The following is a 15291-nucleotide window of genomic DNA, read 5'->3' as shown; positions in this document are numbered from 1 at the left end:
CGATGGATGGAGCCCCGCTACGCTACGACATTTTGCGGTAGGGACACGGCACTGCCGTCTCCTCTTTTTCTGCCGTGTCGCCGATGATTATGTGCGATTTGTGCGATGGATGGAGCCCCGCTACGCTACAACTTTTGGGGTGGTGGTTATGTGCCAATCGCGAAGAAATTCGGACACGGCAGTGCCGTTTCCCTACAATGAATTGGGTGGTGGTTATGCGTGGGTGCGATGGATGGAGCCCCGCTACGCTACGACATTTTGCGGTAGGGACACGGCACTGCCGTCTCCTCTTCTGCCGTGTCGCCGATGACTATGTGCGATGGATGGAGCCCCGCTACGCTACGACTTTTGGGGATTTGGGCGAAGCGGAGGGGATCGACTTTTGTGGATTTGGGCGATGGCTTACGCCCCGCTACGCTACGGGTAGAACTGAAAATGTTAAAATTTAAAGAAGGAGCGAATAATCATGAATGCCATAAAAGATTTAATCCAACAAGACTTAGAAAAGCTCGATCTAGAACAACTGAAACAAGTATTTGAATTTATTGCATTTCTGAAATTCCGTGCCAGATTAGTTACCATCCCAGCAATCGATGAAACTAACTTAGCTGCACTCTACAGCGAATTTGCCGAAGAAGACCGACAACTTGCAGAACTTGGAATCAGCGAATATGCAGAACTTCTCAAACATGAGGATTTGGCATGACAACCAGACGAGGTGAAATCTGGATTGCCAATTTCGATCCGACACAAGGTTCTGAACAGGCTGGTGTACGTCCCACGATTATTTTTCAGAACGATACTATTTCGAGGTACACGACTACTATTATCAGTATTCCTCTGACAACAAATCTGCGCCGTGCCCCTCTTCCTTCCTGCGTTTTGATTCCCGGCGGTGAGGGAGGATTAGCTCAAGATTCTGTTGCATTGTGCCATCAAATGCGAGTATTGGATAAAACAAGATTGCGAAATAAAATTGGTGAAGTTAATCCAGAAATACTGGTACAATTAGAAAACATTGTATTATTTACCTTGGGTTACTTACCTTGAAAAAACCTTGCCCTGATTTTTTCGAGGGCGATGGATGGAGCCCGCTACGCTACGACATTTTGGGCGGTGATTATGTGTTCAGAAGAAATTCGGACACGGCAGTGCCGTTTCCCTACAATGAATTGGATGGTGGTTATGTGATCGGGCGATGGATGGAGCCCGCTACGCTACGACATTTTGAGGTAGGGAAACAGCACTGCCGTCTCCTCTTTTGGTTATTAATAAACCCATCCTTACCTCGTTTCCAATCGCTGCCGCCACTTACTGCTAATAACATCGATCGCAGTAACGACAACTAACAACACCAACATCATCGTAGTAGCCTTATTGTACTCAAAAGAGCGGATGTAATTCACCAACTCAAAGCCAATACCCCCAGCGCCCACAACTCCCAACACCGAAGCCGCCCGAATATTGTACTCAAACATCCACAGTGTGTAACCCAGCGCCAGCGGCAACACCTGCGGAAAAATGCCGTATTGCGCCACTTGCAGCCAAGATGCACCCGCAACTTGCAAGGATTCGATCGATCGCGCTTCCACAGACTCGATCGCCTCCTGATAAAATTTAGCAAGATAACCTATAGTATAAATTCCCAGCGCCAAAGTACCAGCCGGCGCACCCAAACCAGTCGCCGCCACAAACAGCAACCCCAGCACAATTGAAGGAACTGATCGCACCGCATTTTGCAATAAGTTAGCTAACCATTGCAACCATTTTGGTGCTATATTATGGGAGCTGCAAATAGCGATTGGTACAGAGAGAATTGCCCCGATTGTCGTTCCCCAAAGTGACATCTGAACTGTTTCGATTAAGGCCTTAATTGCGACATCAATAATTTCTAGATTCGGCGGCCACAAGCGCGAGATAAAATCAGTCATGTAAGGCCAACTGCTTACCAGAGTTGCGGCATCAATTTCTAATCCTCGCAGCGCCCAACCGTAAAGTAGAATTAAACCTGCTGCAATACCGAGATTTTTGAGCCAGTTATAGGTTTTTGATAAGTTACTTGAGTTTTTTTCGGTCATTTGGGTTGATTTTTGGATTAACGAACCGCGAAGACGCAAAGGGCGCGAAGGAAGAGGGGAGAAGTGAGGGGTTCATGCTTCTAGTTTGGGAGGTGTTAGTTTGCTGAATTTCTCGGACAGGTTGTGGCATTTGCCATCATAGACTATCTGACCGGCATCGAGGACGATCGCCCTTTCGGGATAAACACTCGCCATTCCCAAATCGTGCAATACTACAACTACGGTCATTCCTTGTTCTCGGTGCAGTTGGGCGAGGATTTGCATTACTTGCTGGGCGGCAATTACGTCTAATCCGGTGGTGGGCTCGTCTGCGAGTAAAATCTGCGGTGATTGGATTAAGGCGCGGGCGATGGCGACTTTTTGCTGTTGTCCGCCGCTGAGCTGTCCGGTTTTTTGGTATGCTAGGTCTTTGAGTCCGAAGTTTGCTAGTAGGTCAAAAGCTCGATCGCGCTGTTGCTTCGGAAAACCCCACAGAGTCTCCCAAGTATTCAATCCTCCCAAGCAACCACAAAGCACATTGTCGATCGCCGGTGACGGTTTTACCAAGCCGCCGCCTTGAAAAATTAAGCCAATATCGCGCCGAATTCGCCTCAGAGTGCGCGGAGTTATCACAGTATCGTTAATCCTAATTTCTCCTGTTTTGACGGGGACTAATCCGACAAATGAACGCAGAAGCGTAGATTTTCCCGCACCGTTTAAACCTAGCAGCGCTACAAATTCGCCTTGTTTAATTTTGCAGTCAATCCCGTTCAAAATCGGGCGTTTGAGTGAGTTTGAATAAGCGGTTTCTAATTTACTGCATTCGATAGTCATGGTGGATATTTATTGACAAATTTAGTATTATATTGGGCCTTTGAATTGCAGATTCGGCGCGGGCTAGAAGCCCACCCCACAAGAAAAAAAACCAAGTTCATTTCCCAAGGATTCGTGACCTCAGAAACCCGGTTTCTTTGTATATTTCTCGTCATTCAACGCAAAACTCGTAGAAACCGGGTTTCTCGCTACCTATCGGTGCGTTCCAAAGCTTGTTAATCTGTTGCGGAATTGAAATTTTTGTTCAAGAATTAATTAAAATTATTGTGGGATGGGCTTCTAGCCCGTCCCGAATATACAATTTAATTCGCAACAGCTTATCTCAGAAACCCGGTTTCTTTATATATTTCTCGTCATTCAACGCCAAAATCGTAGAAACCGGGTTTCTCGCTAGAGATTTTACGGTTCGAGTTTAGCGCGCTGCAAAGCTTGGCGCAAGGTTGCTAAATGGCGCGTATGATCGACTTTCACTAATTTCTGGGAATTGTACAAACTGCGGAACAATTGATTGTTTGCAGGTTCGTTCATTTTCATGAAAGCATTGATAAGTCTTTCGCGCATCGGTGCAGGAATGCGATCGTCAATCACAATTCCGTGGGCTGGAACTCCGGGAACTTGTTGCAAAACTCGCAATGTCTTGCCTTCTTCTGCTGTGATCCAAGGCGGCAGCAAAGCGTATTCGGAGACTGCTGCAACTTCAGATTGACCTTTTAAAACTGATTGCAAAGCGCTGCTGTAACCGTCGCCATACGTGACATTTCCGAAGAAAGTCTCCAGTCTATCCGGCCCTGAAACTAATCCTTGACCTACCAATTCTGAGACGGGAAAAATGAATCCCGAACCGGAAGTTCGAGAGGTAAAAGCCATTTTTTTACCTTTCAATTGTTCGAGGGTTTGTTTTGCCGAACCTTTGGGGCGCAGGGGACTGTCTTGTCGCACTACAAACACTGAATCGTAGGTATTTCCGCCGGAATAATCGCTGCGAACTTCTGCTAAATACATCCGCGCTTTGGCTAATTGTTCTGCTTTTAATGCCGCGCGCCCTGCTACAAATGCCACATCTGCCCTGTCGGCTCTCAAAGCTTCTACAGCGGCGGTTTCGTCGCCGATGACTGCTTCGACGGGCATTCCGATTTCTTTGGATAGTATTTGCGCTACTTGATTGGCTTTATTTTGCAAATCTGTAGCATCTCTGCGGTTGGCAAATACGATTCTAATGCGACTTATAGCTGCTTGTGCTCTTAAATCTCGATCGCCCTTTGGTGTTGTTTGCGCGATCGCCAGCGGCCCGTTCCCAACTGTATTCGCCGTCAAACCCGCTAGCAGCAATAATCCTGCGCTAGCGCTTGCTATAACTTTTAACTTGACATTCATTAATCGCTCTCCTGCCTAACTGCCACTTTTGATAACAAATCGCAATAACCTTAATTTTATTTTAGAGCTTTTTTGGTAATTAGTTGCAATAGTCAAATGATAATAATTTCCAATATGTCATATCATTAAAAGTGATAATGCTTTGACACTATATATGGTATAGTGCGGCACAAGCACCCGATGCAGAAAAAATATGACAGCCAACCTTGCTGATGAAAATCCCTTTCCCGTCAGTTTTGCCGATGTGGAGGCGGCGGCAAAGCGCTTGCAGGGTAAAGCTTTCAAGACGCCGGTACTGACTTCGGAGACTTTCAACAAACAAACCAATTCTCAAGTATTTTTCAAGTGCGAGAATTTTCAGCGGACGGGTTCGTTTAAATTTCGGGGTGCTTGCAATGCTTTGATGCAGCTATCTGAAACTGAAAAACAGCAGGGAGTGGTGACTTTTTCTTCGGGAAATCACGCGCAGGCGATCGCCCTTGCCGCACAGTTGCTCGCAATCTCTGCTACTATCGTGATGCCTACAGATGCGCCAAAAGTCAAGCAGGAAGCGACTCGCGGCTACGGTGCTGAAATTATTTTGTACGATCGAACTCAAGTTTCCCGCTCCGAGCTCACCGCCCAAATTGCCGTCGAGCGACAATTAACAATTATTCCTCCTTATGATGACGCGCGGGTGATTGCAGGACAAGGTACGGCGGCGCTGGAATTAATCGCAGAAGTTGGGGAGTTGGATTTGCTGCTAGTTTGCTGCGGTGGCGGGGGTTTATTGTCGGGATGCGCGATCGCAGCTAAAACTTTGTCGCCGAAGTGTAAAGTAATAGGGGTAGAACCCGAGCAAGCAGATGATGCCGCGCGATCGTTCCGCACCAAAACGCTGCAAACTGTTAGTAACCCGGATACTATTGCTGATGGCGCGCGCACGCCATCTTTAGGGAAATTAACTTTTCCTTTGGTGCTGCATTATGTGGATGATATGGCAACAGTTTCCGAAGCGGAAATTCGCACTACAATGTTTTTTATGTGGGAACGGATGAAGATAGTTGTTGAGCCGACGGGAGTGTTAGCGGCGGCGGCTTTGCTGTCAGGAGTTGTGAAAGCTGAAAATAAGAGAGTTGGTGTGATTGTCAGCGGGGGAAATGTGGATATTAAGGAAGTCGATCGATTTTTTTCGTAGATGGGGATACTTCTCTGATAAAATGCTTTCACAGCAAACTTTGATATCACAGCACAATGTCTTTAGAAACAAACTCAGCGCCTGCATCTACAACTGGTGCAGATGCGATCGATGTGGCGATCGCCTCAGGAATCGATTTTGACGGGACTCCGATTCCGAAAGCAAAATTAGACCTGTACGAGCAAGTAATGGGATTAGAAGCCGGGAGACAGCGCAGTGGCGTGTCAAACACCATGCGATCGCGCATTGTCCGCATCGGTGTCAAACATCTGCCTCAAGCAGAACTCGATCCAATGTTAATTGCTGCCGACTTTGCACCGCTAAAAGACAAAGAAATCGCCTTTTATTACGGCGCAAAATAAAGAATATCTCATATCTCTTTTCTCTTCAACCCACGGAGGTGGGTTTCGTCTGTGTAGACGCGGTTTCAACCGCCGTCTCTTTTCTTCTCTTCAACCCACGGAGGTGGGTTTCGTCTGTGTAGACGCGGTTTCAACCGCCGTCTCTTTTCTGTATCCTACAATTTTAAATCTCCGGTTTTAAAGCACGTTCCATCAGCGACAAAACAGCTTGTTCAGGAGTAATTTCACCGTTCAGCAACCGATAAACTTGACGAGAAACAGGCACTTCAATCTCGCGCCTATCTGCCAAATCAATCAACACATTAGTAGTATTAACACCCTCAGCAGTGCTCTGCAATTCCTGCAAAATTTGCTCCAAAGATTTACCCTCAGCCAATCCAAAACCAACCCGATAATTGCGCGATAAAGAACTATTGCAAGTAGCGAGTAAATCTCCCAAACCAGACAAACCATAAAAAGTTTCGGCGCGAGCTCCCAAACGAACTCCCACCCGAATCATTTCCGGCAAAGCGCGAGTCAGCAAAGCAGATTTAGCATTAGTTCCTAATTGTAAACCATCGCAAACACCAGCGGCGATCGCAAAAACATTCTTTAAAGTGCCGCCCAACTCAGTCCCCAAGGGATCTTGATTGACATAAACCCGAAAAATATCGGAACTATAAATGGTTTGTACTTGCTTGGCTGCGGCTAAATCTAAACTCGCCGCTACCGTCGCAGCCGGCAATCCCTGCTGAATTTCTGCTGAAAGATTGGGGCCAGAAAGTACGACAATTGCATTGTCAGGGAAGGCATTTTGCCAAATTTGAGACGGAGTGCGCGTCGTCGCGGGGTCTAAACCTTTGGTGACAGTAACTATAATTGTACTGGGATTTAGATTTAAGGCAAGCAGCCGATCGACTGTTTCGCCAACTCCTGTCATCGAAACCGCCGAAACCACAACATCCGCGCCACTTATAACCGATTCTAGACTAAAAAAACTGCGGCGCGACCACAAATTAACGCGATCGCCTTTTTTGCTTCCCAGATTTGCCAAGGCTGATCCCCATGCACCTCCACCCAATATTGTCAAGCTTGCCATAAAATTTAGTTTATTAATAACATCAATCCGTTAGATCCGTTACATCCGTTACATCCGTTAAAAAATCCGCTGCCGAACTTCCTTCTGCAATTACAAATGCGGGCGCAATCCGTAATGACGATAACGCCAATAATCGCGTAAAATGCGATCGTGATCGAAACACAATTGATCGGGAATCTGCCAAGATTCAAAAACTTGTAAATTTTTAGCATCATCGGCGGCTTGAGGTTCCCCCGTTGCCGCAGCCAAGAATACAATACTAATAGTATGTTGTCGCGCGTCGCGATTTGGATCGGAATAAACGTAAAATTGCTCAATTAATTCTACATTTAAGCAAGTTTCTTCTAAAGCTTCGCGTTTTGCCGCCGTTTCTACCGATTCCCCGTAATCGACAAAGCCGCCGGGAATCGCCCAGCCGTAGGGAATATGGCGACGTTCTATGAGAACTATTGGTCGGTGCGGGCGATCGACCAATTCGATGATAATATCAACTGTAGGAGCAGGATTTCTATAAGTCATTTTGTTTGGGAATGGGGCATCGGGCATCGGGCATCGGGCATCGGGGATTAATGATTTTATATTTAACAAACAACAAATAACAAATAACACATAACAGTCAACAGTCAACCGTCAACAGTCAACTAACAAACATTATGCCTAAATGGCTGGGAAAAGTTTTAGGTATCGGCGCGGGTACAATCCTCCTACTAGGTGCGACTGGATACTGGTACGTGTTTATTGCCGGCGCACCTCAATTAGACCCTCCGAAAATCATCGCCGATGCCAACATAAAATTTGAACTCAAAACATATAAAAGTGCAGCTATGAATTCAGAGCGCACCTACGGCTTAATTTTACCACCAGGGTACGCAAAAAATCCCAAACAGCGCTATCCCGTGATTTTTTTGCTGCACGGCGGGCATGGAGACGCGCGCGCTTATCAAGACAAAGCTGCGGTTACTTCCGTACTCCATTATTTATATAAAAGCAAAAGATTGCCACCGTCAATTATCATTACTCCTGACGGGAATGACAAGCGGGGTACGAGCCCTTTATGGGACCCGCAATATTTTGACGGGCCGAATGGTCAGGTAGGAAGTGCGATCGGCTCCGAGTTGGTTTCTGAGATCAAATCGCGCTACAGAACGCTGGAAGACCCCAAATTCTGGGCAATGGGAGGACAATCTTCGGGGGGTTGGGGAGCTTTTAATATCGGTTTGCGCTACTTGAATAATTTTAATATTCTGTTCAGCCACAGCGGTTATTTTATCGATCAAAGCGGCAAGGCTAACAGTCCTAAATATTTAGTGCCGAAACTTTCTGCAAAAGACAAACAGCAACTCCGCGCTTATTTGGATGCGGGGGAAGGAGACGAGAAATTTCTGACATCTACGCAACAGTTTCACGAACAATTAAACAGTTTGGGTATTGCCAACGAGTTTAACAAATTTCCTGGCGGACACGGGATTGTCGGCCCCGATGTCGGTTGGAATTATTGGCACAAGCATTTAGAAGATTCATTGAGTTATGTTGGAAAACAGTTTAAGATATCACTGGCCGCACAGCAAAATTAGAAAGGTGAACTGTGTTACCCCAAAAAACTAGGATTGGACTCTGGACTGCATCATTTTTAACCGGATTGGTAGGAGTTATTAACCTGCTGTCTGCTGTAACTCCCAGTTTACCCGATCGCCGAAGTTGGCTAGAACCATTTTTTCCTTTCCCCGTGCGTGCGGGCGGGCATTTCTTTGCAGCCGTGATCGGATTTATGCTGCTAACTCTGGCAACTAATTTGTTGCGACGAAAGCGCATTGCTTGGTTGCTGACGGTGGGATTGTTAATTGCTTCTATTGTAACTCATTTAGTCAAGGGATTAGATGTTGAAGAAAGTTTGATTTCTGGGGTGCTGCTGTTTCAGTTGCTGGTGATGCGGAAGACGTTTACTGCTCAATCCGATAGCCCTTCAATTGCTCAAGGAATCCGAGTTTTGCTCGGGGCTTTGCTGTTTACCCTCGCTTACGGTACGGCTGGTTTTTACATTCTTGACGGGCGTTTTGAAGTTAACGAACGAGCAATTAATTTCGATTGGGACGATGCTTTGTTCCAGACTTTTGCGATGTTTTTCACGGCGGACAATGCGGGTTTGGTTCCGAAAACTCGGTTTGCTAATTTTTTCGCAGATTCGATTTATGCTGTGGGTGCAGTAACGATTGGTTATGCACTTTTGATGCTATTGCGTCCAGTGTTGCTGCGAGATTCTGGAAGTGTTTCGGAACGGAATAAAGCTCAACAAGTTGTAGCAGAACACGGGCGGACAGCGTTAGCGAGACTGGCGTTACTTGAGGATAAATCTTATTATTTTAGTGCTTCGGGTAAAAGTACGATCGCCTACGTGTCCAAAGGTAGAGGTGCGATCGCCCTGGGAGACCCCATCGGGCCCGCAGAAGACCGCAAAGAGGCAATTCTGGGGTTTCAAGAATTTTGCGATCGCAATGACTGGTATCCAGCATTTTATCAAACTTTGCCCGACGATCTAGAAATGTATTCTAATCTCGGTTTTCGAGTGGTGCAAATTGGCGAAGAAGCTATTGTTGACCTCAAAAGTTTTAGTCTCAAAGGCAAGGCTAATCAAAACTTGAGAACTGCTATCAACCGACTGAAAAAAGCCGGGCATCAAGTCGAATTTTACGAACCTCCTTTAGCTTTGGAAGTGATGCGGCAAATGAAATTCGCGAGCGATGAGTGGCTACAAATGGTTCAGGGTGCAGAAAAAAAGTTTTCTGTGGGTTGGTTTGATGAGGCATATTTGAAGAAAACTCGCGCTGTAGTCATCTATACTCCCGACGGTAAAATCAGTGCTTTTGCTAATATGATATCGGTGGGCGATAGAGTAGTTGGAGTTGATTTAATGCGCCGCCGCACTGAGGTAGAAAATGGCACGATGGAGTGTTTGTTTGCTTCAATGTTGCAACACTGTCAAGAATTGGGATATGCAGAATTTGATTTAGGTTTGTCAGCTTTAGCGGGAGTCGGAGAACCTGGGAAATCCGGGCGGTTGGAAAAGGTTTTAATTTATCTTTCGGATCACTTGAGTAAGTTTTATAATTTTAAGGGATTGCATAGTTTTAAAGATAAGTTTGGGCCGCGCTGGGAACCGCGTTATTTTGTTTATCCGAGTTTGGGAAGTTTGCCGGATGTTGTGGTTGCTTTGATTCGGGCCGATTCTGACGATGGCTTACGCCCCGCTACGCTACGGCTTTTGGATTATTTGCGCCCAGGAGGATGATGCGATTTTGGATTTTAGATTGAAGGTTTTAACGCAGCAATTACCAACAAATAGGAGGAGTTTATGAATTTGACGCTGAATCTATCACCTGAATTGGAGCAGTACCTCTTACAGTCTGCTGAGTGGCGCGGTCTTTCTGTGGAGGAAGTGACGTTGCAAATACTCATAGGATGTATGAAGAGTCAGGAACAGGATTTGATCGCATCTGGGGCGGTGTGTGATGTTTGGTCGCCCTATGATGCGTTTGATGCTGCACAGACGATGCTGGAAGTTTTAAAGCAATCGAAAGCCCAAGAGGATGATTCATTCAGTTGACAGTTGACAGTTGACAGTTGGCAGTTGAGAGTTGAGAGCGACATCTACCTGGAAGTCCGAGGATTGGAGTAATGAATAGTCTTCTTTTAATTTCTCCTTACAAGGGAGAGGCTTTCAACCAATTCTTTCTGGTAATGTGGAACGTTTTTCTTTTGTATCTGTTAATAATGCTTTAGGGGAAGTTGGATTTCGCCCTATTTTGCCGATTAATTTTAACTGGTTCCGAGGCTCTGCCTGGGAACGAGTAAATGGTATAAATTATTTAATTCGCGATCCTAACGATCGCGAATTAAATAACTTACAATTTTAATTGTTATTGTGGGATGGGCGTCCCGCCCGTCCTTTTTCGACGGGCGGGACGCCCATCCCACAAACTTGTGGAAGTTATTTAATTCTCATTCCTAAGAGGAGACGGCAGTGCCCATAGGTGTCAACTTAAGGTCAAACCCAGTCAGAGACTGCTGTTTACCGCTGAGGTCTGATCCCCCCTAACCCCCCGGATAGTCGGGGGGGACAAGAACTTACTCAAAGTCCCCCTTGCTTTCGGGGGATTTAGGGGGATCTGGACTCAGGTAAAAACGAGATTTATCAAGGCTTTCAGGCTTAAGTTGACACCTATGGGCAGTGCCGTTTCCCTACCAATATCGAAGAGGACACGGAAAAACCTTCCTTCAGACATCCGTTACATCCGTTACATCCGCTACACAATCCGCTGCCGAACTTCCCTATGCCAAGCCCCGCAGCGGTACGCGCTGCTTCAGCAAAATCTGTGAGTACAGCTTTTCCAACTCAGTAATATTCTGACTGAGAGTGTACCGCTCGATCGCCCGCTGGCGTGCTTTTTGACCCAACAGCATTCCAAACTCAGGATGATCGCAAAACAGCGGCAGCAACGTTTGCAACTGACTCCGCACCCGCTGAGTGTTCAAAACTACTCCCGCGCCTTCCTCCAAAGCCTCGCCATCAGCACCCGCATCCGTTGCCAAACAAGCTAAACCGCAGGCCATCGCTTCCAGCAGCGATAGCGACAATCCCTCCACCAAAGAAGGCAAAATAAATACGTCTGCACCCCGCAGAATTTCGATCCGGCGTTCCTCCTCGGCGACAAATCCCAGCCACACAATGCCGTCCTCTGCGCCGTAGGACAGTTGCAGCGAGGCGGCGAGGGGCCCGTCGCCCACGATCGCCAACACGTTGCCAGGGCCAAAATTACATTGTTTCCAGGCTTTCAGCAAAGCCTCGACATTTTTCTCCGGGGCAATGCGACCTTGGTACACAAAAAGTCGATCGGCCTTTAACTCCGACTTCAACCCCGAAGGCCCGGGCGAATACTTCACCGCGTCTACTCCGTTGGGAATCACCGCTACCCGTTCTTCCGGCACTCCCAACTTCACCAAAATATCTCGCTGAATGTAAGAAAAGACGATCGTGGAGTCGTAGTGAGCCAAAAACGGAGCGTACAGTTGATACATCAGGTGCTGAGTTCCTGATGTCAAATTCCGCAATTTGCGATCGAACGGCGGGTGAAAAGTCGCCACCAAAGGCAAATTCAATTCCTGACAAATTTCCGGCAGCAAAAAGTCTAGAGGCGAAAGCGTCAGGGAAGCGTGAACAACATCCGGTTTCAGCCGCCGCAGAGACTTCATCAACACTGTGCGGGATTTGAGAGTCGGAATCGTATAAATTTGCGATTTGTAGTGACAGGGTAAAGAAACTTCGTTGCAACTCGCGGGCGGAAGCGAATTAGTAAATGAGGTTGGAGCCATGGACGCTCCCCATTTCCCGTTTGCCACGCCCCACGCCGTATTGTTCCTGTCGAGTTGGCCCGCTTCTTGGGCAAAATGCAGGAAACTGACCTGGTATCCCCGGTCTAACAGTGCGTTGGTGACTTCCCTGGAGTAAGTTACGTTACCGCAAAAAGGTGATTTTTTTCCTAGCCAAGCGATGTGCATTCGAGTAAATCAGAGTTTGTTATTTTTTAGATTCGATCGACTTTGCTATTAGTGCTACGGGAAATATACCAGGTTAAGACACCGCCGGCGATCGCCAATCCTGCCAAAGCCAAAAATACTGTAGGTAAACCCAGAAAGGTTTCGGCTACTCCTGCCAAAGCCAATGGTAAACTCAAAGCGATATTAGTGGCATTGTTTTGCAGCCCGAAGACTTTTCCCCGCATTTCTTCTGGGGTTTCTGCTTGAATTGTCGTCTGCATCGGCACTCCCACCAAGGAGGCAAACAAACCCAACAGAGTAATGAACAGCACCGAGATCCACAAATGGTGTGTAAATGCAGAAAGGCCCATCAGAGCCACTGCCATGCCAACAGATCCGATTAAACTAAGTTGGGAATGAGAAAATTTGTGACCGAGATAGCCGACAGTCGTCGCCCCAGCAGCCATCCCGACGCCGACTGCCGCCAGCAAAAAGCCAAATTGCGACGCTCTCATACCCGGGAGGATTTCCGCCAGCCGCACCGCTAGAACTGCCAAGGCTGCAAAAATGGAAAATAAAATAATTAATTGAATTAAAGCATTGCGGACTTTCGGTTGATCGTTGATGTAGCGCAGGCCGTCTTTTAAATCTGCTAGGGGGTGTGGCGGTTCGTGTTCGACTTCGTTTTTTTCGCCTGTTTGCATCGACAGCAACAGCACTCCAGCGAAGGCGTAACTTCCGCCTACTACTAATTCTTTACCGATGCCGAGTCCGCCGCCGAGGTTGCTAAATAGGTTGTCGGCTAAGGCTAGTAAGGGTTCTCCGACAGCAAAGCCCAGAATCACCGAACCCATCATGGTTGTGGTGTAGAGCGAGTTTGCCGATAGCAGGTGGCGGCGTTCCACAATTAGGGGAATCACGGACTGTTCTGCTGGCGCGAAAAATTGAGTTAGGGTGGAAACTAGGAATGTGACTAGCAGCAGCAAGCAGAATCCCAGCGGTAGTTGACCGAGTTCCCACCCGTCGGAGAGCCACAGCAGTAAAGGTAATGTTAATACGAAGCCTCCGCGCAGCAGGTTTGTGGCTACGAGCACTGCTTTTTTCGACCAGCGATCGACATATACGCCCGCAGCAGCCCCAAATAACACCGCAGGAATGGTAAAGGCGATCATAATTGCCGATACCCATCTGCTGATGGTTTGATCTGGCGCTTGAAACCGGCTGGCGACGAGGGCGATCGTCAGTACGAGATAAACTTTATCTGCTAGTTGGGAGAAAATCTGCCCGCTCCACAATGCTAGAAAATTGCGGTTTTTCAGAACTGGCAGAAATCCTGTTTCTTTTTCGGGAGTTTCTGCTGCTGCTTCCGATAGTTCTGCTGCGGTTGCTGTTGTTGGTAGCGGGGGGATGGCTTCGGGTTGGCTTTTGCCGTTGCTTGACTCTGTTTCTGGATTTGTGGGATATTTGTCCATTTCTGGGTCTTGGGCGTTGCTCCATTGTCGATCGGTCAAAACGGGCTCAGACTGAAAATCTGGAAAATTTTCTCTTTCTTCCATCTTGTGGTGGGTCACAGCTAAAACAGATATTCTCAAATCAGTATCGGACAGTCGCATCATAGGATTAGGGGTGGATCGCCTGGGATGGTTGAGGTTGGGGGAATGGGATTTTCCAATTGAGGCGTTAACCTCTAAGTTAAATAACTCGTAACTTTATTTATTATCTAGTGTTGCCAGAATCTTGAGCATTTACCTGAAACTGCTTACAGGTTCGGATATCCCGCAGGCTGGGGTGAGATTTTCACTCAACATTCAAAATTTAAAACTCAAAACTCTCCAAATAGGTGTCGATCGAGCTTCCCGATCGAATCGTGCAACCTAAATGATACTGGGCATATTGCCGCAAAATATTTTCTACTGACATCCAAGCCGTGCGATCGGCAATCCCCTCTCCTAGTTCTGCACTACCCAACTGTTGCAGCGCCGCCAATTCTTTAGCATTGATATGGAAATTTGTCAAGTGTTTGCTATCGCTCGTTTGCGGGGAACGGGAAGCGGATCTGTACAAGCTACCGGTTTGCGAAGAGAGTTCTGCCTCTAGGTTAGCTAGCTCGGACAGGCTGAAGGTTCCCCCAGAGGGTATACTAAACCCGGTTTTCCAGTTTGGATCGCTAAAATTTGGGACAATCGGCTGTCTGGTGGCGCAGCAGACTTGGACTTGAGGCGCGAGGCCTGCTAGGGCTAACAAGTGAAAAATTCCCTGGGTGAGGTGGGCGACAAGCACGGCTGCGGATTGGATTTCTGTGCGATCGGACAAACGCTCCAAACGGCTCAAATGTTCGCCCAGCAACAAGAATAGTTCTTCTTGCGGTTCGTCGGAAAGGGCGCTGGCGATCGCCAATTCGGCGAGATATTGCGCGGCTGATAGTTTTCCGAGGTTGCGGCTCAAACCCGGATGGGATTCGACGGTGCTGGCTTGGGTAATCTTGTCGAGCGATCGACCTTTGGCAATGAGCAATTCGTTGACGACAAATAACTCGCTCCTACCGCCGATGCTCGATCGTTGTTTGCGAACACCCGGTGCTACGGCTTTAATTAAGCCGAATTCCCGTGTCAAAACTGTCAGCAGGCGATCGGATTCGCCGATCGGCGCACTCTTGAGATTGATTCCAGTTGCTTTGTAAGTTCGAGTCATTTGCGAAGTAAAAAGTTCGGCAACGGATTATATAACGGATTTAACGGATGGATTTTGAACTCAAGCGTGAATCAGGAACACCAATTCCCATTACCCATTACCAATGACTACTGCCAACTGCCAACTGCCAACTGCCAACTGCCAACTGCCAACTGCCAACTGCCAACTGCCAACTGCCAACTGCCA

The 15291-nt window shown here is 47.3% G+C and carries 16 protein-coding genes; 8 read left to right on the top strand and 8 right to left on the bottom strand.

Annotated features, from left to right (window positions below; translation table 11 throughout):
- Positions 1 to 466: 466 nt before the first annotated feature.
- Positions 467 to 706 (top strand): hypothetical protein, encoded by a 240-nt coding sequence (locus tag QUB68_RS00080; protein WP_332988210.1) that lies wholly within the window; start codon positions 467 to 469, stop codon positions 704 to 706.
- Complete coding sequence (locus tag QUB68_RS00075) at positions 703 to 1050, top strand: type II toxin-antitoxin system PemK/MazF family toxin (RefSeq protein WP_332988209.1); 348 nt, start codon at positions 703 to 705, stop codon at positions 1048 to 1050. The genes QUB68_RS00080 and QUB68_RS00075 overlap by 4 nt, the downstream gene beginning before the upstream one ends.
- A 233-nt stretch (positions 1051 to 1283) precedes the next feature.
- Here QUB68_RS00075 and phnE read toward each other — a convergent pair whose 3' ends face one another.
- The 3 genes from phnE to QUB68_RS00060 all read right to left on the bottom strand — a co-directional run bounded on the left by phnE (position 1284) and on the right by QUB68_RS00060 (position 4265).
- A complete protein-coding gene (phnE, locus tag QUB68_RS00070) occupies positions 1284 to 2078 on the bottom strand; it encodes a phosphonate ABC transporter, permease protein PhnE (RefSeq protein WP_332988208.1) in 795 nt (264 codons plus the stop codon).
- A gap of 72 nt (positions 2079 to 2150) precedes the next feature.
- Positions 2151 to 2891 (bottom strand): phosphonate ABC transporter ATP-binding protein, encoded by a 741-nt coding sequence (locus QUB68_RS00065; protein WP_332988206.1) that lies wholly within the window; start codon positions 2889 to 2891, stop codon positions 2151 to 2153.
- Positions 2892 to 3290: 399 nt separating this feature from the next.
- Positions 3291 to 4265 carry a phosphate/phosphite/phosphonate ABC transporter substrate-binding protein gene (locus tag QUB68_RS00060; RefSeq protein WP_332988204.1) on the bottom strand — a complete coding sequence of 325 codons (975 nt, stop codon included), beginning with the start codon at positions 4263 to 4265 and terminating at the stop codon, positions 3291 to 3293.
- Positions 4266 to 4458: 193 nt separating this feature from the next.
- Between QUB68_RS00060 and QUB68_RS00055 the strand changes: the two genes are divergently transcribed.
- Together QUB68_RS00055 and QUB68_RS00050 are read left to right on the top strand one after the other, a co-directional pair.
- Positions 4459 to 5442, top strand: coding sequence for a threo-3-hydroxy-L-aspartate ammonia-lyase (locus QUB68_RS00055; protein ID WP_332988202.1), 984 nt, complete (start codon positions 4459 to 4461; stop codon positions 5440 to 5442).
- A 56-nt stretch (positions 5443 to 5498) separates the two neighbouring features.
- Entirely contained in the window at positions 5499 to 5804 is a 306-nt protein-coding gene (locus tag QUB68_RS00050) for a small RNA NsiR4-regulated ssr1528 family protein (protein WP_332988200.1), read from the top strand.
- A 163-nt stretch (positions 5805 to 5967) separates the two neighbouring features.
- Here QUB68_RS00050 and QUB68_RS00045 read toward each other — a convergent pair whose 3' ends face one another.
- Together QUB68_RS00045 and QUB68_RS00040 are read right to left on the bottom strand one after the other, a co-directional pair.
- On the bottom strand, positions 5968 to 6882 hold the full coding sequence (locus QUB68_RS00045) for an NAD(P)H-dependent glycerol-3-phosphate dehydrogenase (protein WP_332988198.1): 915 nt from the start codon (positions 6880 to 6882) through the stop codon (positions 5968 to 5970).
- Positions 6883 to 6972: 90 nt separating this feature from the next.
- Entirely contained in the window at positions 6973 to 7401 is a 429-nt protein-coding gene (locus tag QUB68_RS00040; RefSeq protein WP_332988196.1) for an NUDIX hydrolase, read from the bottom strand.
- A gap of 134 nt (positions 7402 to 7535) precedes the next feature.
- On the opposite strand from QUB68_RS00040, the gene QUB68_RS00035 reads away from it, so the two are divergent.
- From QUB68_RS00035 to QUB68_RS00020, 4 genes are all read left to right on the top strand, one after another.
- The gene (locus QUB68_RS00035) at positions 7536 to 8456 is read left to right on the top strand and encodes an alpha/beta hydrolase (protein WP_332988194.1); all 921 of its coding nucleotides are present in this window, start codon (positions 7536 to 7538) and stop codon (positions 8454 to 8456) included.
- An 11-nt stretch (positions 8457 to 8467) separates the two neighbouring features.
- Positions 8468 to 10168, top strand: a complete 1701-nt coding sequence (locus tag QUB68_RS00030) for a phosphatidylglycerol lysyltransferase domain-containing protein (RefSeq protein WP_332988192.1) — start codon at positions 8468 to 8470, stop codon at positions 10166 to 10168.
- Positions 10169 to 10231: 63 nt separating this feature from the next.
- Entirely contained in the window at positions 10232 to 10483 is a 252-nt protein-coding gene (locus tag QUB68_RS00025; RefSeq protein ID WP_332988189.1) for a hypothetical protein, read from the top strand.
- Between the two features lie 136 nt (positions 10484 to 10619).
- Entirely contained in the window at positions 10620 to 10793 is a 174-nt protein-coding gene (locus QUB68_RS00020; protein ID WP_332988187.1) for a hypothetical protein, read from the top strand.
- 415 nt (positions 10794 to 11208) lie between these two features.
- Here QUB68_RS00020 and QUB68_RS00015 read toward each other — a convergent pair whose 3' ends face one another.
- The 3 genes from QUB68_RS00015 to recO form a co-directional block, all read right to left on the bottom strand.
- Positions 11209 to 12435, bottom strand: a complete 1227-nt coding sequence (locus QUB68_RS00015; RefSeq protein WP_332988185.1) for a glycosyltransferase family 4 protein — start codon at positions 12433 to 12435, stop codon at positions 11209 to 11211.
- Between the two features lie 26 nt (positions 12436 to 12461).
- The gene (locus QUB68_RS00010) at positions 12462 to 14030 is read right to left on the bottom strand and encodes an MFS transporter (RefSeq protein WP_332988183.1); all 1569 of its coding nucleotides are present in this window, start codon (positions 14028 to 14030) and stop codon (positions 12462 to 12464) included.
- Between the two features lie 199 nt (positions 14031 to 14229).
- Positions 14230 to 15105 carry a DNA repair protein RecO gene (gene recO / locus QUB68_RS00005; RefSeq protein WP_332988181.1) on the bottom strand — a complete coding sequence of 292 codons (876 nt, stop codon included), beginning with the start codon at positions 15103 to 15105 and terminating at the stop codon, positions 14230 to 14232.
- Positions 15106 to 15291 lie beyond the last annotated feature (186 nt).

The sequence above is a fragment of the Microcoleus sp. A006_D1 genome (assembly GCF_036702805.1).
In the GTDB taxonomy this organism is placed as follows: domain Bacteria; phylum Cyanobacteriota; class Cyanobacteriia; order Cyanobacteriales; family Microcoleaceae; genus Microcoleus.
This window is presented reverse-complemented; position numbering and strand designations above follow the sequence as displayed.

Coding starts and splice junctions, on each gene's coding strand:
- QUB68_RS00080 (WP_332988210.1), top strand. CDS start 467: ATGAATGCCATAAAAGATTTAATCCAACAAGACTTAGAAAAGCTCGAT.
- QUB68_RS00075 (WP_332988209.1), top strand. CDS start 703: ATGACAACCAGACGAGGTGAAATCTGGATTGCCAATTTCGATCCGACA.
- phnE (WP_332988208.1), bottom strand. CDS start 2,078: ATGACCGAAAAAAACTCAAGTAACTTATCAAAAACCTATAACTGGCTC.
- QUB68_RS00065 (WP_332988206.1), bottom strand. CDS start 2,891: ATGACTATCGAATGCAGTAAATTAGAAACCGCTTATTCAAACTCACTC.
- QUB68_RS00060 (WP_332988204.1), bottom strand. CDS start 4,265: ATGAATGTCAAGTTAAAAGTTATAGCAAGCGCTAGCGCAGGATTATTG.
- QUB68_RS00055 (WP_332988202.1), top strand. CDS start 4,459: ATGACAGCCAACCTTGCTGATGAAAATCCCTTTCCCGTCAGTTTTGCC.
- QUB68_RS00050 (WP_332988200.1), top strand. CDS start 5,499: ATGTCTTTAGAAACAAACTCAGCGCCTGCATCTACAACTGGTGCAGAT.
- QUB68_RS00045 (WP_332988198.1), bottom strand. CDS start 6,882: ATGGCAAGCTTGACAATATTGGGTGGAGGTGCATGGGGATCAGCCTTG.
- QUB68_RS00040 (WP_332988196.1), bottom strand. CDS start 7,401: ATGACTTATAGAAATCCTGCTCCTACAGTTGATATTATCATCGAATTG.
- QUB68_RS00035 (WP_332988194.1), top strand. CDS start 7,536: ATGCCTAAATGGCTGGGAAAAGTTTTAGGTATCGGCGCGGGTACAATC.
- QUB68_RS00025 (WP_332988189.1), top strand. CDS start 10,232: ATGAATTTGACGCTGAATCTATCACCTGAATTGGAGCAGTACCTCTTA.
- QUB68_RS00015 (WP_332988185.1), bottom strand. CDS start 12,435: ATGCACATCGCTTGGCTAGGAAAAAAATCACCTTTTTGCGGTAACGTA.
- QUB68_RS00010 (WP_332988183.1), bottom strand. CDS start 14,030: ATGATGCGACTGTCCGATACTGATTTGAGAATATCTGTTTTAGCTGTG.
- recO (WP_332988181.1), bottom strand. CDS start 15,105: ATGACTCGAACTTACAAAGCAACTGGAATCAATCTCAAGAGTGCGCCG.